Here is an 18,546-nt window from a genome sequence, read left to right on the forward strand (position 1 = left end):
ATTAGTGCCTCTTAATTTTTTAAACTTTAATAGGCACACGATTTACAATATTTACCTTTACACACCAATGTTAAATTGGTATAATATAGGCATGTATATAAGAAGAGTTACCCGTAAAAATAAAGATGGATCAAAGGTTTCGTACATTCAGCTGGCTCATAATGAGTGGGATTCGAAGGCCAAATATGCGAAAGCGAAGGTGATATACTCTTTCGGCCGTGAAGATAAAGTCGATATGGCCGTACTTGAACGACTGGCCCAAAGTATTAGCCGATTCCTTACTCCGGAGGAAGCGCTGAAGTCGAAGCAAAAAATTAGCGATGCAGCGGAGTTTTTATTTCATTCCGCCAAACGGCTGGGTGGTGTTTGGCTGTTTGACCAATTGTGGAAAAAGCTCGGCATGGATACGATCCTGAAAGATATTTTCCGCAACCGCAACCATGAGATGGATCTGGAACGTGCGATTTTCGCCATGGTCGCAAACCGCGGACTCGCTCCTACAAGTAAATTGGGAATGGAAGAATGGATTTCAGAGGATGTCTATATGCCTGGCCTTTCCCGGATTCAGAGCCATCAGCTATACCGTGCTATGGACGAGCTTCTTGCTGTACAGAGCCAGCTTGAGGATCGTGTGTTTGATAATGTTTCCAATCTGTTCAACCTGGAAGTGGATCTACTTTACTTTGATACCACATCAAGCTACTTTGAAGTCAATCCGGATGAAACAGCTGAAGATGATCGGTTCCGCCTTCAGGGCTATTCGAAGGATAAACGATCTGACCTTGTACAAACGGTGATTGGACTTGCCGTGACACGGGAAGGTATTCCAATTAAAGTGTGGACTTGGCCCGGTAATACGATGGATATGAATGTCATCGAAGAAGTGAAAAAAGATCTTATGGGCTGGAGACTGGGACGCATTGTACAAGTGATGGATCGTGGTTTTTCCTCCGAAGAAAACCTGCGTATCCTTCAGCGGGGTGCCGGTCATTACATTATTGGGGAACGTATGCGTTCAGGTAAAAAGGATGTGGAAGCCGCCCTCAGTAAACGTGGTCGTTTCCATACGATTCGTGACAACCTTCAGGTAAAGGAATCCATTGTGGGAGATGGCGAAGCCAGAAAACGTTATGTGATTGCCTTTAACCCTGAAGAAGCTGAACGTGACAGACATCAAAGAGACCAGATTGTCCAAACGATTGAACGGAAGCTGGAGAATTTAAAGCAGCTGCCCAATGAAGCCCACCGTAAACAGGCGTGTGCACTCCGTGCACATAAAGTGTATGGCAAATATATCCGTCAATTGAAAGACGGCACGCTGAAATTGAATAAGCAGGCAATCCGCGATGCAAGCAAATACGACGGCAAATATTTAATCAGAACATCAGATGACACGCTGTCGATTGAAGATATTGCCTTGGGGTATAAGCAGCTGCTTCAAGTGGAAGATGCCTTTCGCACACTGAAGTCCACGCTGAAATTGCGCCCCATGTATCATCGCTTGGAAGACCGGATTCGAGCACATGTAATCATTAGTTGGTTGGCACTGTTACTTGTAAGGCTTATTGAAATGGAAACGAACGCAAGCTGGGAGTCTACACGTAGAGAGATGCAACGGATGCAGGTAGGGCATTTTACTACAGACGACGGAGATCTCTACCGCACAACAACCCCTACAGCTAAGCAAAAGGAAGTGTTTCAAAAAGTTGGGGTGAACTTGCCACCAGAAATCTTGGATATTCAGCCTAAGAGCTAGTAACACAATAAGTATGTCTTTTTAAGCCCTCAATCCTTTGGGTGTCAAGGGATTGAGGGCTTTATGTTTACCTAGTGGCTGTAGAACTCGGGTAATACAATCTGCAACAATTCCATATTTCTCTGTACTATCCATTTGATTTCTTGTAAGTGACAATAATGGACTAATAATAAGTGTGACACCTTCCCCACGCTCACGCAAAATCTTTGTTGCCAGAAAGTAAACCAAGCTCTTCCCCCAACCTGTCTTCTGAACAACAAGAACTCTTTTCCCCTGTAGAATACGATCGATAGCTCTATCCTGACCATCACGGAAAGTAGCATTAGTACCAAATACCTGTTGTAATTCTTTTAGATACAATATTTATCACCCTTTTAAATTTTTTTAAATTATTTAGTACTATTTTCCTATTTTTCAAGTCTTTTTGCAAGATACATATAAAATATTAAAAGCTCAGCAGGGGTGTGGTTCTGCTGAGCATTGTAATTAACGAATCTACTGTTTATACAACTTATTTTGAGGGTCATAATTTATCAGAAACAATCGCTACACCAATACCTCTACCATTGCCCTTGCTTGGGAGACCGTTTTCTATAATAGATTCATCCATAGAAATAATTAGAAAAGGCAGGCACCTTGTTCATTCATTAAAGATATAGCAGTAAGTACAAAGAATCTCCCTCGTGTCCAAAAAAGTATCTGCCCAAAAGATAAGCCGTCCGGGACAGATACCTTACTCTTTTCCCCATTAATCCTAAATCAACATCCTCAAATACTTCTCAAAATGAACGCCTTCTATTTCAGGGACACCTTCAGACACGGAGTCATGAATAGCTTCTGTCAGGAATGCCACTGCCAGCTCCACAGATTTTTTCATATCTTCTCCGCGCATCATGCTTCCTATGATGACCGATGCAAATAAATCACCGGTACCGGAATAGCTTTTTCCATTGTATTCCATCGCTTGATAAAAGGATTCACTTCCATCTACGTACATATTTCCTATATATAGTTTATCAGCATCTGTTGTTGGAGGGATTACACCTGTCATGATAACCCGGGCATCCGTCTCCTGCTGCAGATGCTTTCCCACTTCTTCCAACGCTTTCATATAGTCCTGCTCATTGGAATAGCTATGTAATTTCTCATAAGACATGCCGGATAATAGACAAGCTTCCGTAACATTAGGTGTGATGACAGCAGCATGCTTTACAAGCTCTTTCATGCCTGCCAATAAATCCTCATCAAAGTTGTCATAGACCTCACCATCATCTCCCATTACCGGGTCAACAAGCAATGTCGTTTCTTTTCCATGAAACCGGTCCAAAAAATGAAAAATATTATTAATCTGTTCCCCGCCGGTCACAAATCCAGTAAATATGCCATCAAACGTTACGCCGAGTTTCGTCCATTCCTCTGTGAAATGCTTCATTTTTGACGTTAAGTCTTCGTAAAAATAACTGGGGAATTCCGTTTGCGCAGAAAGAATAGCAGTTGGTAAAGGACTTGCCTGCACACCCATCACAGATAGAACTGGTAATGCTGCCGTGAGTGAGCACTTTCCAAATGATGATAAATCCTGTAATACAGCAACTTTTTTCATGATAACCTCCAATGGAACAACTAAAACTTTTTCTATTTTATCATATAACTTGGGTGCGAAGTATAAAACTTTCTTCAAAAAAATAGAACATCATCGATGGAGATGCTCTTCTTGATAGAATGTCAATGAACAATGGAGTATCTGAACAATCCGTATTTATATCCACCTCCAATAATAATTAATAGGATCATAACGTATCTATACCTGCTTCCATGATTACAGGCTGTTTGGATTGGAATTATACATCGTAGCATAAATCTGGTACTGAATAATAGTCTCGATATTTTCCATTGTTGTATCATATTTATTTAATAGGCTAAAATAAAAAGCTAAACTGACTTCCACCAAAGAAAGCCAGTTTAGCCCACACGAAGCTTCATTATTGATTGATATTACCTCTTACTAATTTCTCAAACTTAGTTTCCTCTCCGTACCCCATGGTCACCACTTCTGTTTGATGATAATCATGTAATAACTGTTTCAAATCATTATCCTTATCTATCATATGTTCCACGATGGGAAAAGCGTTCAATAGTTGATCAAGCGTCTCGGAGGATACAGCACTTTTTTTCGTCGGAAATGTATGGCTTGGAATAACATACTGAACATCCAATGAATACTCCCACCACTTAATTTTCTGATTGAAAATTTGAAGTAGGGGTTTCTAACGTGACGACATATTCGCCGCTTAACGTCAGTGGAGCTGTCACATTGGTGATCTATTTACACCCAGCCCCTCTATACCATCGGTCTCGCCTTTGGTACTTCTTTTAAATAACCTTGGGTTGCCAAACATTCACGGAGTCTGCAGTCAACGCTTGTTTTTGTGGTAACTTGCTCACAAATTTCCTTAATATGTTGGCTGCTCCGTTTATATCGGCATTTAACAGTAATCCTTTACAAGTACGATAAAGCCCACGTTTCACTCGTTTTCCAGTGAATACAGGTTTATCCTTCTTTTCATCAAATACAGGAATATCATCCCCATCTATAAAACTCGCTTTTGATGTGTACGATTCTTCTGTTGTTATAACACGAACCCCGCATTTTTCCGCCTTGTATGTAATCATGTTGATCAACATGGCATGCGGAATGCTGACAAATGGCTGGCTTTATGAAAGATGTCCTTTAAATAAAACCAGCCGCCTCCCCCGCGTATATTGGAGTTCCTTCCGTTTCCCCGTATGAGGATGTATGTTTTGCTTGAACCATTGTGACAGTAAGATCCTCAAAGGACATTGAACCACCCAGATTCATAGAAAGTACATTTTTAATGCCTTTTTGCAGAAGAATCATGGCCAAATCATATTGGGCAACAACGGTTATCTCAGGATTGTTTTCAACTACTTTAGAAAGCCCGCTTGTATAATCAAAATGCCCGTGTGTCAAAAACACACAGTCAATTTCATCATAAAAGTCCTTGTGATCCAAATGCTGTGGAAATCCCGGGTTCAAATCTATAAATGGATCAACCAGATACTTTTTTCCCTTTGAACTTGTAAACATATACATCGCATGACCAAGACGCAATATCTTCATTTAATTTCTCTCCCCTTTATTTGTATAAACTGCTGACTTTCTCAATAATAAGTACGAAATTCAAGAATTAATAGATCCCTAATTAAACTACACCTCATTTTAAAAAGCACATCAGTTTTCTTCCAATGGCAAAAACGTGAGTAGATGCAGTCTCAGTACAAACGCTCCTTTCATTGATTACATCGTTAATAAATAATTGCTACGGACATTGTAGAATACAAAGGTTAAATCCAAGTAAAGTTTGGTAATTCCTGCAAAAAAAGGTTCTTTATCATGGATGTAGCCAGGTAGTATCCTGTCCGAATCCAAAATAAAGAACCAAACTCATGATTGAGAAACATATAATTCTACTTCTTGTTGCAGCTTGGAAGAAATTTATTGAAACGAAGGAACCGGAAATTGCCCGACTGAAATATTACCCACCGGACAAGGCACCTTCCATTGTCCTTCTATTATTACAATACCTCCAGTAGTCTCGCTCTAATTCTCTTCCATGGAAATTCCAAATTCACACTATGAATCTCTAAACGCAGGCGTTCATTCCAATCATAGGTTTCCTGTAATTCCTCTTCCTGATTTGCTGGATAAATTAATATTCCCCGTACTTCAAGTTCCTTTGGTTGATGCATCATATACGTAAATATTTGATACAAATTACCACTGTGAAAACTGTTCTTAGCATAAAAACGCTGAAACATATTTTTATAAAACTTCGCATCAATTACGATTCGTTTATTTTCACTGTAGCTGGTTAACGTTAAATCAGTAAGCATGGTTGGAAGTAACGCCTTATTCCCCTCTAGATCCCATGTCATCCGCTCCGAACGCACCGTATATTCTCTTTGTTCTATTCGATAAAAGTGAAAAAGAAACCGCTCAAACAACTGGTTCATTTCTGTTTCCGATAGTTCCACAGAAAATAAGCTCCAATCTCCTTCTTTATGTGACAGCAGCCTGATCTCATGTAAAAGCCTCGCGAGATGAATCATCGGTTTATAATGGATGTTAAGCCGTGAGAAATAGATTCGTATAAACATCTCCCTCGTTAACACAATGTTATCTACTTCCTCCAGTTGCTCCCAAAGCATAAAACACTCTTTTCGTGTTCGCTCTTCAATATGAGGATTTTGATACAAATTCTTTAAAGTCGCTCGCATAATTTGATTAAATAAAATATTGGCAGAATAATCGTCTTTTTCACAAACGACGACGGGTCTTCGCTCGACAATAAACGGCAAGGAATCACTCATAAGCATTTTTCCAGAAATAAAACTCGTTTCTTCTTTATGCGTTATGTAATCTTTTACAATATGATTTCTTACCAAACGATTACTCTCATAAAGAAATCTTCTAGCCAAAAAATCATACGTAATCAGCTCTTCATCCACTTCACTTAATTGATCGGCGAATTCCGGATAATCGTTTACATAACTGAGCATGCAGAAAATATTGCGAATCGGTACTTTAAAAGTATGTTTCATATTAATTAAGATCCTTCCAACAGTGAAGTGACAAGCTCTGGACGGTCAAAATAGTATTCTTCCAACAATGGTTTTATCTCGAAATTCATCACCCGTTGGTACCACGTGTTTTCATCCATACCCTTTGGAATGTTTGTGAAAAAGGAATGGCCAATTTCATAACCTGTCCCTAACTGAAAATCATTGCGGACGGTTTCATTGATTCTCTCTATCACAAACAAGATGCGTTCGATTAATGCCTCGGAAACGTTTTGTTCCAATAAATATGCACGCCATTTCTCATTGAAATTTGGCTTTAATTGCATAAAAGAAAAACGCCTGCGCAGTGCAATCTCCAACTGTGCGAGAGACCTGTCTGCTGTATTCATGGTCCCAATAATATAAACGTTGCTTGGAACCGTAAATTTTTCCTTTGAATATCCCATCGTTACATATTCATCACGCTTATCACCTTCGATAAGCATAAATAACTCCCCAAATATTTTCGAAAGATTACCTCGGTTAATCTCGTCAATAATGAAATAATAATCCCTTTCCGGGTTTTCCATCGCTTTCGAACAGAAATCATAAAATACCCCATACTCCAGACCAAACCTACCATCTGCCAGCGGACGATAACCCATCACAAAGTCTTCATATGCATAACTTTGATGAAATTGAACCATTTCGACTCGGTCGTTATCTTCTTGTCCGATCAAAGCGTACGCAAGCTTTTTAGCAACAAAAGTTTTTCCGACCCCCGGGGGACCTTGTAAAATAATATTCATCTTATAATTTAGTAAGTCAGCTATTGTATCAAACGTTTCTTCTTCAATAAATACTTGTTGAAGAAAGTTAGCTTTAGTATACTCATTTTTTTCTTCTTGCGCTTCTTCGGATTCTATATAATAACCTACCGCTTCATACAGATTTTCTTTCATGTACCATTTAAAATGATTTTTCTCTGTATTTTTTCCATTAAACAAGACACGCCAATAAGACACATTTTTATCATCACCAATCAATGGTTCGATACCTGTCTCTTGATAGATACGCTTTGCCAAAGATACAACAGGGGCGTTAAATGAGCTGAAATGCTTCCCTAAGCTGGCAGCTAATTCAGTTGCTGTTGCTTCTCCACCCATTTCATACATTTTCTTTACATAAACAAGATCATTCTCTCTAAAAATAGATGGATTTCTTAAGAGATTGATCCATGTTTCTTTATCAAACACATCTTCTGTGTAATAATCAAATGTCTCTTCCGCATCTAAATCCAACCTTTTCATTTCTTCAGCAACTACACTCATTTTCTCTTCTAATTGTTCGTAAGTGAATTGACTAACATACTGAACTCTCTCTATCTCTTCAAGCCCAACATCCGGATGGTTATCCCCATGCATGAGACCAAACTGGAGTCCGGTTTCATCGACAGCAAAGAAAAACTGCGGAGCAGAACGATGGTTCGGATACTTGTTTTCATAAACAGCCAACCAACACCTTGAATCCCCAAAACGCTGGTTCCAATTAAATCCATTAAGTATTTTCCCCTCTACCAAATCAAAATCTTTAAGCGTATCAAACTGACGAATCGCATAATGGATTTTAGCTTGTTCATGCCGTACTTTATCTTTCTTGTCATGATATAATAGATGAAATAAAATCTTAAAATTATCCCAAGAATGTAAAATATTTGTATCGTATGCTTTACTGACTTCATCTTTCATCACGTCAAGATCTGAGATACTGATGGAACCCTCTTGGATAATTTTATCGATGACAAGAAAGCGAATTCTTCTTACTTTTTCACCATCACGATAAATGTCATGCAACTCCTTTAGAAGTTCTTCATCTAAAGACATAATTCCATCTAGCATCAAAGAAGGCTCCGCTTTATACCGGTATAGCATCACTGCTAAGTCATAAAGATAATCAGCAGCAATTTCAACTTTTACTTTATCATAACGTGTACTGCAATAAAGGAAATCTTGAATGTCCAACATCGACAAGTCCGCGTTTTCCTGCTTTAAATAATCCAACATAACCTGACAGATGGTAAAGTAGACATCATAGTTATTTTCAACCGATCCCATTTTTTGCTTTAATTCATAAGTGGCATTAACTTCTCGATAAACATCTCCTTTATAGAGTGGGTAAGCTGTATAATCATAAGCCGCAAGAAGATATCCAAATAACGGGGCACCAAGAGCCATATTTTTATCAAAGCCCTTTACCTTCTCCCTAAAAAGCTTAATCCTCTCTTTAATAGGGATTTCTTCATCATATAGGTTGTTCCACAAAGCAGCGGCTTCTTTTGGAAGGCCGGCAGCAAATTTAACAAGTGTATCGGTGTTATTCCAATGTACAAAACTACCAGTATTCGGATTACTGCTTTGAATTTTCTTAGCAAAATCTACCACAGTATCTTCAGTTATTCGATGATTACGAAAATACGTATTCAACTCTTCTAAAATATCCATTTTATATTGTTCATCATATGCTGGTGAATCCTTAAATGCTTGGTAACGTTCGTATGCAAAATCAATGTAGCGATCTTTTAATATTTGCTTTTTAATCGAATCTGGATGCATCCGGGGAACTCCTTTCAATATTATTAGATCGTAGTTACTGTTATTATAACAGCCTGGTTATACAATTACATGCCACTGAAGAGGAATTTTCAATCTTGGGAAGTGAGATTATTCAGAGGTTACCCCTGCTTTAGAACCAAATGTAATTAATTACCGGAGGCTGGGATATAACCAGAAAAAATGGCTCCAAGCTCTAAAGTTTGCTTGGAACCATTTATATAAGATTTTTTTCTTTTATTGTTGGGTTATTGCTTCTGGCGTATTAGGTTATGGATGCTGGTTCTTTTTTTACCTTCTCTTTGCCTCTCACGGAAGAACGCGTGAAGCACAAATCCTAAACCCCGGTCAATTTCTCCTCTAAATATTGATGCACATAGTAATAGTCCGGCAGGATATGCTTTCCTTTGAAGGTTTTTTTATATTGACTCGGTATATAGCCTGTCGTTTTTTTAAATACTCGACTGAAATAAGTAAGATTGGAATAACCTACATTTTCTGCAATTTCAGTAATAGATAAAGAAGTGGATTGTAACTTCTTTTTAGCTTGCTCAATTCGGTAGTATTGCAAGTATTCTATAAAAGTCATTCCAACTACTTCCTTAAAAGAACGACTGACATAACTTTGATCGAGATGCATAAGATTTGCTAACCGTTCTAAAGTTAACTCTTCATTGTAATGTTCGTGAATATATTGAATCATGTTATGAATATTTTCATCCTGTTTTGTTTCTGTTGAAGATTGATCAGCATGAAATAAGGAGACTTCGTTAAGAGAAGTGATAGCACGATGAATAGCAGTTTGACACTCTTCCAATATTAAAGGCTTTACTAAATAATCAATCGCCCCACACCGTAACGCTACTTGTAAATGATCGGTATTCTGCTCGTCATCCAGCAAAATGACTTTCACATTCGGCTGTTCTTTTACTATTTTAGTTTTATATTTAAAGGCTAACTCTGGTGATTGACTTAAATCCAAGATTAAGATATCAATCTTTTCTTGTTTTGCTATTCGATAAGCTTCATCACTATATATAACATCAGGTAAAAAGGTAACATTAAAAAAATAAGTCGTGAAAATATCCTTCAAAAACTCTCTGTCTTCTGCCTCTGGTGTAGCTAATAGAATATTACACATGTTGTTCCCTCATTTCTTAATAAGAACCCTCGAGTTGTCTCGAAGTTCATTAGCTACCTTTAATTTTACCAGAAATATAGAGAAAATGACAATTTGTCACCTTACTAGCTACGCGCTACAAAAAAAGTACAATTTAAGTCAAATAAAGCCTAACACCCGCAAATGAAAGCGCATTATACTAGCAGTAGATTAAAAATAGGAGGAATAAACATGGTACAAGTAAAAAGCAAAACAGTTGAAATATTAATACAAGAAGCGAAAGCCGCTCAAGCTATGTATCAAACATATAATCAGGAACAAGTTGACAAAGTCGTTGATCGAGTTGCAAAGGAATTGACAAACGCAGCAGAAACATTGGCTCAAATGGCCCACGAAGAAACTGGGTTAGGTAACGCGGAAGACAAAAAGACGAAAAACCTATTCTCCAGTGAAATCGTGTATGATTCCATAAAAGATAAGCCTACAGTCGGTATCATTAACCGTGATGAAGAAAAAGGTATTATTGAAATAGGAGACCCAATGGGCGTCATCGCAGCTTTAATTCCAACAACAAACCCGACTTCTACTGTTATTTTCAAAGCATTACTAGCACTTAAATCAAGAAATGGGATTGTCTTTTCCCCTCACCCTGGTGCAGTAAAGAGTATTATTGAAACAGTTCGTCTTGTAGAAAAAGCTGCAATCGAAGCAGGAGCACCACAAGGTTTAATTCAAGTAATAGAAGAACCAACATTGGAAGAAACTCAGGGAATGATGCAACATGAAGATACAGCATTAATTTTAGCAACTGGCGGGGGCGGAATGGTTAAAGCTGCCTATTCCTCAGGTAACCCAGCCATTGGTGTTGGTGCAGGGAATGCGCCAGTGCTCATTGAAAAAACAGCAGACATCGGACAAGCAGTTGAGCGAATAATTGATAGTAAGACATTTGACTATGGAATGATTTGTTCATCGGAGGAAGCAATTCTCGTTGAAGCTTCTGTAAAAGAAGAGCTTGTCCAAAAACTGAAGGAAAAAGGAGCATATTTCATAGATGAAGCGGAACAGGACAAATTAAGTCAAGTGCTTTTAAATGAAAAAGGCATATTGAATCCTCAGGTGGTAGGAAAGCCTGTATCCGTTCTTGCAAAATTAGCGGAAATTGATGTTCCTGAAGATGCAAAGTTGCTTATTGCAGAACAAACGAACATTTCTAAGGAAAATCCATTTGCAAGTGAAAAGTTAACGTCTTTACTCACTTTATATACGGTAAATGATTGGACAGAAGGAGTTGAAAAAGCTAGCCAACTTCTAGATATTACAGGAATTGGTCATACTGCTATCGTGCATTCAACAGATCAAGAAAAAATTGAGGAATTCGGTATAGCGGTTAATGCATCACGAATTATTGTTAATTCCGGTGGAACATTGGGTGGGATTGGAATGACTACTCAACTTGATCCTTCAATGACACTAGGTTGCGGAACAGCTGGCGGTGGTAGTACAACAGATAATATTACTGTTGAACATTTGCTCAATATCCGTCGTGTAGCAACACACTATGAGCGCTAAAAATCATCACCATAGAGGAACCATATCAAGTTGCGAGTTACATCAGCGGTTGCTTGCCTCTACTTTAGAATAAAATCGTTAATTAATCACTTCCCCTTACTTTTAAATAGTAGGGGGTTTTTTGTGAAAAAAACAAATAAGGGAAGAATTTTAAATGTCTTTTTACCTGCCGCATTTACTTGTGATACGGTTCACTATTTTAGTGGTAAGATAAATATTGCCACCACTTAATAATCATCACTCCCGTAGAATCTTCAGCGTGAGCGTTGAATATATAACTTTCTTTAACCACAAATCTATTTCTTCAGATTATTAATCTCAAGAAATGTATCAAAATCATCAGAAGCATTTTGAACAATGCGGCGTTGGTTAAATTTCTCATACTCTTCAATAGCTATTTTATCCGCTACAGCCTTTTCTACCTTTCCAGCATCTTGGAGGATTTCGCGTTCATCAAATTCCAAGAAAGCATCAAGTCTTTTTTTCCAGTCTTTCATATACATCGGTCTTTTTCTTTCTGCTTGATCTTCTGCATAGTCTAAATACCTTGTAACAATACGATTAAGTGCCCCTATTTCTTTTTCATTTGAATCAATTTCATAATAGAGAAGTTAGTATAGAAATCCGAACAAAGTTGATTTCCGCTCCAGACGGACGCTTTCACCACTGGCACAAGTGCAACATCGACTCAAACTCGTTTTCGTCGTGTTTTCTTTGCCGCGGGCTCTGCCTCAGCCTCCTCGCTACGCTGCGGGGTCTTCGGCTATCGCAGTTCCCGCTGGAGTCGCCGTCTTCCACTCCAATCAACAGGCTAGCGTTCTGTATTAACAAATTATAAAGTGTTTCTATTACTTAATGTTCGGATACTTAGTAAAAATAAACAATTATGAAATTTACTAATTTAAGTAATTCTTTGCAATCGTCACATCTCCTTTGCGTATTTTATCCCCTTTCCAAGAAGTAAGGCCCATGTTTTCCTTCTCAGCATCTGCTCGATCTGATATTAATTCAGCGGCCGTCATACCATGGTTTGCAAAATGTAATTTATTTTGAACTGTTTTAAAGAATTTCTGGGTTACTTCTGCATTAGAGTCATAATCTACAGATGTAGCGTAAATATCTGTAATCTTTTGATAGAACCTTTTCTCTGAAGCACGAATATCACGGATCCGTTCCAGTAATTCATCGAAATAGTCTTCTCCAAAATTACGCATTTCTTTTAGACGATCATCATCCATTGTAAAACCTTTGACCAGGTATTCACTTAGCCGTTCTGTTGCCCATTGGCGGAATTGTGTACCTCGGTGGGACCGAACACGGTAGCCGATTGCGAGAATCATTTCAAGGTTGTAGTGTTTTGTCTTATAATTTTTACCATCTCTCGCAGTTGTCAAGTAAAACTTGACAACTGAACCCTCATCTAATTCCTTCTCTTCAAAGATATTTTTTATATGGAGGCTTATATTCTGCTTAGTCGATTGATATAATTCTGCAATTGCTTTCTGTGTCATCCAAACTGTTTCATTTTCTAATCTAACGTCTATTTTTGTGTTTCCATCTTCTGTTTGATAGATTAATATATCTGTTTCATTATTCACTTTTTATCACCTCCGCGTAACTGAAATTAACTTTGACATTCTAATGTACTTCTCAACAGAAACTTAATAACCTGATTTAGTCCTTGAAATTCCTTTTCCTCATTAACCCTAATAAATTGAACTCCTAACTTTTCTTCAATGTTTTCTTGGCGTATCTTATCGTCCTTTATTTGCTTTTCGTGATGTTTTTCATCGTATTCAATTACTAACTCTAATTCTGGTATATAAAAATCAACGATGTAATTGTCCACTTTATATTGATAATAAACATCAACAATACCTTCTAATGTATTATTTAACATTTCTCCAAATCTGCGCTCTTTAATTGGCAAAAATATTAAGAAATCTTTTTTCAGACCATTCGATTGTGTAAAATTAATAAGATTATTAAACTCCCCAAAATACTGGCCTCTTATAGCGATATTAAAAATAACATCTAGACTATAATGTAAAACTTCCCTTTTTACTTTTCTAGTTCCTTCTTTATTTTGGACTATATAGGTCCTTGTATTATGAAGTAAATCTAAAGTTCTACTAATATTTTTTAGGTGAATTGTTATGTTTTGAGGAGTGGTTTGGCAAAGTACTGCAATTGCTTTCTGTGTCATCCAAACTGTTTCATCTGCCATTTTAAGTTCTACTGATGTATTCCTGCCCTCTGGTTGATAGATCAAAGTTTTAGTATTTTTTAACATTGCTCTACCTTCCTTTTCGATTTTCTTCTACGTACTATTATACCATATAATCACAGAATTCTTGAACGAAAAGGGAACGTTTATTCCCTTCATTATTAACTGCTATATTAGATAAAACCCCTAAAACTTATTAAAAAGTCTTAAGGGGCTATCAATTTATTATTTAATTTGTTCTAATACGGTTTTGCTAAAATCAATTTCAACCCTCTGCTTTACCCCGAGTTCGACAGTAAATAGGCACAAATTCACTTGTGGATAAACAGTATTCCCCATCACTAGCGTTGCATTAAAAAGTAAAAACAATGTCAATCAATAAATTTGGTAGCTTCAGTTATTTAGTTCAATTTTCTGATAAATACCTAGTTTTATTCGAGAAAAAAAGTTAATAGGCTTTAAAGGTAGCCCTTCATCCATTTTTAGAATTTTATATATTTATTAGTTAACTGGATCGTAGCTTAGATCATCTAAGTGCAAAACCTCCTCTGATTCGTATTGTGCCAAGGTTTCATTAAAAACCTTTTCGTGGTCCAGCCTTCGTCGTCCATTGGATGATCGTTCTGGTTTCCTGAATAATTCGGAAATAAAAAATGTCATGGATTGTGACCAGAAATCACGGGTCCAACGCAACATTTCGACTAAAGTTCCTTCATAGCCCAACTTGTTTTTCATTAACAGGGTTAGGCAGAAAGTAATCATAGCTATTAGTATTTGATTGTATACAGCGTTTTCACTCTTTCCATACAGTTTTTTGATAACCAGATGTTGCTTTATCCATTTGAAAAACAATTCAATTTGCCAGCGATGCCGGTAAATATCACTGATTTCCTGTGCACCGACGGTTGCATCGTTACACACAATTCGGATCTGGTTCCCTTCGCTGTCTACAGTTTCTATTAACTGCAGCGGATTCTTCATGTTTCCAATCTTCACGATCGCATGCCTGGAGATTGAAGAATCCTCATCTACCGGCAATTCCTCGATGACATTTACAACAGTATTCGATTTAATTCTTGTGGCAAACCGGATACCTTTTTCACAATAATAATCAAACTTAGCAAAGTTGAAATAACCTCGATCGAAGACATGAAGGACCCCTTTATCCGGCACAATTAATGAATCCAACTGAGTTTCATCAGCAGGTCTTGCAGGGGTAAGTATCATATCATTTGGATAAGAGATATCATCACAAAAGACGATGGAAGTATGCATCTTCACTCCCGCTTTTGTCTCCCGAAAATCTGCCCATTCATATTGGCTGAGACACATGGAAATGGTCGATGAATCAATCAGATGAAGCTTTCCAAGTGATTTGTCTGTCATTGTTGGGCCAAGTATTTGGTGCAGCTTTTGAATTAAATGATGCAGGATCGCCTGAAAAATCTCGGGTGGAATATCTCCATTTTTTCGAGAGAGTTGTGATTTACTAATGCTCTCTATACCAACAAGTCTTTGCACCGTTTTCTTTCGTTTAATCGTATCACTTATCCGCTTCAGACTATCTAAGTTTTTTAACTGGGCATAGATAAAAGCATTCGTAAACGTAAGTACATCAAGCTTTTTGACGTATTTGTCAACTTCGGCATGATCAATCATTTTTTGTATTACCTTTGAATCTAATGGATGAATGTATTCCTTGAATACAGTTTTTATGGTATTATTGTCCATGGTTTCTCCTTATAGTTAGGGATTTGGACAGGACTACCATACCCTAATTATAAGGTTTTTTTAATGGATTTTAAAGTGAAAAGATCTAATATTACCAACTTTCAAATAAAATATTTTACTTGATTTTTTAATATTATTTTCCTGCAACGCTAGTGATTCCCCATAAGGTCAGTCTTTCTGTGGATTAGCGCCTCTTAATTTTTCGAAATTTCATAGGCACACGATTTACAATATTTACCTTTATATATCAATGTTAATATGCTATAATATAGGCATGTACATAAGAAGAGTTACCCGTAAAAATAAAGATGGATCAAAGGTTTCGTACATTCAGCTGGCTCATAATGAGTGGGATTCGAAGGCCAAATATGCGAAAGCGAAGGTGATATACTCTTTCGGCCGTGAAGATAAAGTCGATATGGCCGTACTTGAACGACTGGCCCAAAGTATTAGCCGATTCCTTACTCCGGAGGAAGCGCTGAAGTCGAAGCAAAAAATTAGCGATGCAGCGGAGTTTTTATTTCATTCCGCCAAACGGCTGGGTGGTGTTTGGCTGTTTGACCAATTGTGGAAAAAGCTCGGCATGGATACGATCCTGAAAGATATTTTCCGCAACCGCAACCATGAGATGGATCTGGAACGTGCGATTTTCGCCATGGTCGCAAACCGCGGACTCGCTCCTACAAGTAAATTGGGAATGGAAGAATGGATTTCAGAGGATGTCTATATGCCTGGCCTTTCCCGGATTCAGAGCCATCAGCTATACCGTGCTATGGACGAGCTTCTTGCTGTACAGAGCCAGCTTGAGGATCGTGTGTTTGATAATGTTTCCAATCTGTTCAACCTGGAAGTGGATCTACTTTACTTTGATACCACATCAAGCTACTTTGAAGTCAATCCGGATGAAACAGCTGAAGATGATCGGTTCCGCCTTCAGGGCTATTCGAAGGATAAACGATCTGACCTTGTACAAACGGTGATTGGACTTGCCGTGACACGGGAAGGTATTCCAATTAAAGTGTGGACTTGGCCCGGTAATACGATGGATATGAATGTCATCGAAGAAGTGAAAAAAGATCTTATGGGCTGGAGACTGGGACGCATTGTACAAGTGATGGATCGTGGTTTTTCCTCCGAAGAAAACCTGCGTATCCTTCAGCGGGGTGCCGGTCATTACATTATTGGGGAACGTATGCGTTCAGGTAAAAAGGATGTGGAAGCCGCCCTCAGTAAACGTGGTCGTTTCCATACGATTCGTGACAACCTTCAGGTAAAGGAATCCATTGTGGGAGATGGCGAAGCCAGAAAACGTTATGTGATTGCCTTTAACCCTGAAGAAGCTGAACGTGACAGACATCAAAGAGACCAGATTGTCCAAACGATTGAACGGAAGCTGGAGAATTTAAAGCAGCTGCCCAATGAAGCCCACCGTAAACAGGCGTGTGCACTCCGTGCACATAAAGTGTATGGCAAATATATCCGTCAATTGAAAGACGGCACGCTGAAATTGAATAAGCAGGCAATCCGCGATGCAAGCAAATACGACGGCAAATATTTAATCAGAACATCAGATGACACGCTGTCGATTGAAGATATTGCCTTGGGGTATAAGCAGCTGCTTCAAGTGGAAGATGCCTTTCGCACACTGAAGTCCACGCTGAAATTGCGCCCCATGTATCATCGCTTGGAAGACCGGATTCGAGCACATGTAATCATTAGTTGGTTGGCACTGTTACTTGTAAGGCTTATTGAAATGGAAACGAACGCAAGCTGGGAGTCTACACGTAGAGAGATGCAACGGATGCAGGTAGGGCATTTTACTACAGACGACGGAGATCTCTACCGCACAACAACCCCTACAGCTAAGCAAAAGGAAGTGTTTCAAAAAGTTGGGGTGAACTTGCCACCAGAAATCTTGGATATTCAGCCTAAGAGCTAGTAACACAATAAGTATGTCTTTTTAAGCCCTCAATCCTTTGGGTGTCAAGGGATTGAGGGCTTTATGTTTACCTAGTGGCTGTAGAACTCGGGTTAGCATTGAAAAATAATCATAAAAATTAATAGTAACTTACAATCCCTTTTAAGTGGTAAATGTCCCCTTAGTTGGACGACAACTAATTGACCATTTAGATAATAATAAAGAAGCCGCCACCCTTTGATCTGCTAAATCAAAATAAGGGTGACGGTTCGCTATGCAAAGTAAATACATTTTTGTTTATCCAGAAATAATTCATTCAGAACAACATTATCATGCTAACTAAAAATGCCAGCAGCATTCTCGGTATTTTTAAGATGATTGATTTCTAGGATTAAAATTTGCCCCATTTGTTAAATTAGGAATGAAAATAAAGCGTTGAATGTACCATTCTCAAACATGATATAAATCCCTAGCCCTATAAATACAATAGGGACAATCCAACGTTCATATTTCTCAATTTTTTCTGATACAAAATCCAAAGAAGCTAAGCGATAGCTGACATAACATAGAACCCCAACCATAATGAAAAAGACAATACTAGCAATAAGGATTTCAACCGCATTTAATGCTGTGAAATATGGTATATAAATAGAGAAGTCATCTGCACTGGAGGACAGCACAATAAATATAACCGTTAAATATAATTGATTAAAACGATTAGATGAAAATAAAGTTAAAATATTGCCTCCATCTTCATCCTCCTCACCCTTAATCCAAATCTTAATCCCCAGATAAAGCGGTATAAACCCAAGAAGACCTAAAACCCATTGCTGAGGAATTAACCATGTAATACCTAGAGCGACTAAAAGACTTGCTGCTATAATAATTGCTGTACCTATGTATTGTCCTATCCATATATGTTTTGCTTGACCTTTTTTTATTTGCGAAAACAAGAGGGTCAATATAATAAGATAATCAATTCCTGTTGCTACATAAACTGCAGCTGATGTAAGTGCCGTTGTAATCATTTTT

At 38.0% G+C, this 18,546-nt stretch carries 15 protein-coding genes and 1 pseudogene; 3 read left to right on the forward strand and 13 right to left on the reverse strand.

Annotation, left to right across the window (positions count from 1 at the left end; translation table 11 throughout):
* The first annotated feature begins 91 nt into the window (after positions 1-91).
* Positions 92-1,756, forward strand: a complete 1,665-nt coding sequence (locus tag ACZ42C_RS14340) for an IS1634 family transposase (protein ID WP_464891279.1) — start codon at positions 92-94, stop codon at positions 1,754-1,756.
* A 21-nt stretch (positions 1,757-1,777) separates the two neighbouring features.
* Here the strand turns inward: ACZ42C_RS14340 and ACZ42C_RS14345 are convergent, their stop codons facing one another.
* From ACZ42C_RS14345 to ACZ42C_RS14380, 8 genes are all read right to left on the reverse strand, one after another.
* Positions 1,778-2,116 carry a DEAD/DEAH box helicase gene (locus ACZ42C_RS14345; protein ID WP_461183635.1) on the reverse strand — a complete coding sequence of 113 codons (339 nt, stop codon included), beginning with the start codon at positions 2,114-2,116 and terminating at the stop codon, positions 1,778-1,780.
* 394 nt (positions 2,117-2,510) lie between these two features.
* Positions 2,511-3,359, reverse strand: coding sequence for a pyridoxamine kinase (locus tag ACZ42C_RS14350; RefSeq protein ID WP_461183636.1), 849 nt, complete (start codon positions 3,357-3,359; stop codon positions 2,511-2,513).
* A 379-nt stretch (positions 3,360-3,738) separates the two neighbouring features.
* Entirely contained in the window at positions 3,739-3,972 is a 234-nt protein-coding gene (locus tag ACZ42C_RS14355; RefSeq protein ID WP_461183637.1) for a hypothetical protein, read from the reverse strand.
* 157 nt (positions 3,973-4,129) lie between these two features.
* The gene (locus ACZ42C_RS14360) at positions 4,130-4,441 is read right to left on the reverse strand and encodes a zinc ribbon domain-containing protein (RefSeq protein ID WP_461183638.1); all 312 of its coding nucleotides are present in this window, start codon (positions 4,439-4,441) and stop codon (positions 4,130-4,132) included.
* A 46-nt stretch (positions 4,442-4,487) separates the two neighbouring features.
* Positions 4,488-4,898, reverse strand: a complete 411-nt coding sequence (locus tag ACZ42C_RS14365) for an MBL fold metallo-hydrolase (RefSeq protein ID WP_461183639.1) — start codon at positions 4,896-4,898, stop codon at positions 4,488-4,490.
* A gap of 455 nt (positions 4,899-5,353) precedes the next feature.
* Positions 5,354-6,379 carry an McrC family protein gene (locus ACZ42C_RS14370; protein ID WP_461183640.1) on the reverse strand — a complete coding sequence of 342 codons (1,026 nt, stop codon included), beginning with the start codon at positions 6,377-6,379 and terminating at the stop codon, positions 5,354-5,356.
* A gap of 5 nt (positions 6,380-6,384) precedes the next feature.
* Positions 6,385-8,949 carry an AAA family ATPase gene (locus tag ACZ42C_RS14375; protein WP_464891280.1) on the reverse strand — a complete coding sequence of 855 codons (2,565 nt, stop codon included), beginning with the start codon at positions 8,947-8,949 and terminating at the stop codon, positions 6,385-6,387.
* A 334-nt stretch (positions 8,950-9,283) separates the two neighbouring features.
* Complete coding sequence (locus ACZ42C_RS14380; RefSeq protein ID WP_461183642.1) at positions 9,284-10,087, reverse strand: helix-turn-helix domain-containing protein; 804 nt, start codon at positions 10,085-10,087, stop codon at positions 9,284-9,286.
* 210 nt (positions 10,088-10,297) lie between these two features.
* Here ACZ42C_RS14380 and ACZ42C_RS14385 point away from each other — a divergent pair, with 210 nt between their 5' ends.
* Complete coding sequence (locus tag ACZ42C_RS14385; protein WP_461183643.1) at positions 10,298-11,638, forward strand: aldehyde dehydrogenase family protein; 1,341 nt, start codon at positions 10,298-10,300, stop codon at positions 11,636-11,638.
* Between the two features lie 296 nt (positions 11,639-11,934).
* On the opposite strand, the gene rhuM (ACZ42C_RS14390) is transcribed toward ACZ42C_RS14385, so the two are convergent.
* The 4 genes and pseudogenes from rhuM (ACZ42C_RS14390) to ACZ42C_RS14405 all read right to left on the reverse strand — a co-directional run bounded on the left by rhuM (ACZ42C_RS14390) (position 11,935) and on the right by ACZ42C_RS14405 (position 15,596).
* Positions 11,935-12,234: a RhuM family protein gene (rhuM, locus tag ACZ42C_RS14390; protein ID WP_461183645.1), complete on the reverse strand. Its 300-nt coding sequence runs from the start codon at positions 12,232-12,234 to the stop codon at positions 11,935-11,937.
* A gap of 306 nt (positions 12,235-12,540) precedes the next feature.
* Positions 12,541-13,236: pseudogene (rhuM, locus tag ACZ42C_RS14395) on the reverse strand (RhuM family protein); the annotation flags it as partial.
* Positions 13,237-13,262: 26 nt separating this feature from the next.
* Positions 13,263-13,931 carry a DUF559 domain-containing protein gene (locus tag ACZ42C_RS14400; protein ID WP_461183644.1) on the reverse strand — a complete coding sequence of 223 codons (669 nt, stop codon included), beginning with the start codon at positions 13,929-13,931 and terminating at the stop codon, positions 13,263-13,265.
* 435 nt (positions 13,932-14,366) lie between these two features.
* Positions 14,367-15,596 carry an IS4 family transposase gene (locus ACZ42C_RS14405; RefSeq protein WP_461183821.1) on the reverse strand — a complete coding sequence of 410 codons (1,230 nt, stop codon included), beginning with the start codon at positions 15,594-15,596 and terminating at the stop codon, positions 14,367-14,369.
* Positions 15,597-15,870: 274 nt separating this feature from the next.
* On the opposite strand from ACZ42C_RS14405, the gene ACZ42C_RS14410 reads away from it, so the two are divergent.
* Complete coding sequence (locus tag ACZ42C_RS14410; RefSeq protein ID WP_464891279.1) at positions 15,871-17,535, forward strand: IS1634 family transposase; 1,665 nt, start codon at positions 15,871-15,873, stop codon at positions 17,533-17,535.
* A gap of 389 nt (positions 17,536-17,924) precedes the next feature.
* On the opposite strand, the gene ACZ42C_RS14415 is transcribed toward ACZ42C_RS14410, so the two are convergent.
* On the reverse strand, positions 17,925-18,542 hold the full coding sequence (locus tag ACZ42C_RS14415; protein WP_461182630.1) for a CadD family cadmium resistance transporter: 618 nt from the start codon (positions 18,540-18,542) through the stop codon (positions 17,925-17,927).
* Positions 18,543-18,546 lie beyond the last annotated feature (4 nt).

It is taken from the genome of Virgibacillus kimchii, assembly GCF_055379185.1.

What these genes read in the sequence shown, in the direction of transcription:
- ACZ42C_RS14365 (WP_461183639.1), bottom strand. Translation starts at nt 4,898, where the DNA reads ATGAAGATATTGCGTCTTGGTCATGCGATGTATATGTTTACAAGTTCA.
- ACZ42C_RS14370 (WP_461183640.1), bottom strand. Translation starts at nt 6,379, where the DNA reads ATGAAACATACTTTTAAAGTACCGATTCGCAATATTTTCTGCATGCTC.
- ACZ42C_RS14415 (WP_461182630.1), bottom strand. Translation starts at nt 18,542, where the DNA reads ATGATTACAACGGCACTTACATCAGCTGCAGTTTATGTAGCAACAGGA.
- ACZ42C_RS14385 (WP_461183643.1), top strand. Translation starts at nt 10,298, where the DNA reads ATGGTACAAGTAAAAAGCAAAACAGTTGAAATATTAATACAAGAAGCG.
- ACZ42C_RS14410 (WP_464891279.1), top strand. Translation starts at nt 15,871, where the DNA reads ATGTACATAAGAAGAGTTACCCGTAAAAATAAAGATGGATCAAAGGTT.
- ACZ42C_RS14375 (WP_464891280.1), bottom strand. Translation starts at nt 8,949, where the DNA reads ATGCATCCAGATTCGATTAAAAAGCAAATATTAAAAGATCGCTACATT.
- ACZ42C_RS14380 (WP_461183642.1), bottom strand. Translation starts at nt 10,087, where the DNA reads ATGTGTAATATTCTATTAGCTACACCAGAGGCAGAAGACAGAGAGTTT.
- ACZ42C_RS14350 (WP_461183636.1), bottom strand. Translation starts at nt 3,359, where the DNA reads ATGAAAAAAGTTGCTGTATTACAGGATTTATCATCATTTGGAAAGTGC.
- ACZ42C_RS14340 (WP_464891279.1), top strand. Translation starts at nt 92, where the DNA reads ATGTATATAAGAAGAGTTACCCGTAAAAATAAAGATGGATCAAAGGTT.
- ACZ42C_RS14400 (WP_461183644.1), bottom strand. Translation starts at nt 13,931, where the DNA reads ATGTTAAAAAATACTAAAACTTTGATCTATCAACCAGAGGGCAGGAAT.
- ACZ42C_RS14360 (WP_461183638.1), bottom strand. Translation starts at nt 4,441, where the DNA reads ATGTTGATCAACATGATTACATACAAGGCGGAAAAATGCGGGGTTCGT.
- ACZ42C_RS14405 (WP_461183821.1), bottom strand. Translation starts at nt 15,596, where the DNA reads ATGGACAATAATACCATAAAAACTGTATTCAAGGAATACATTCATCCA.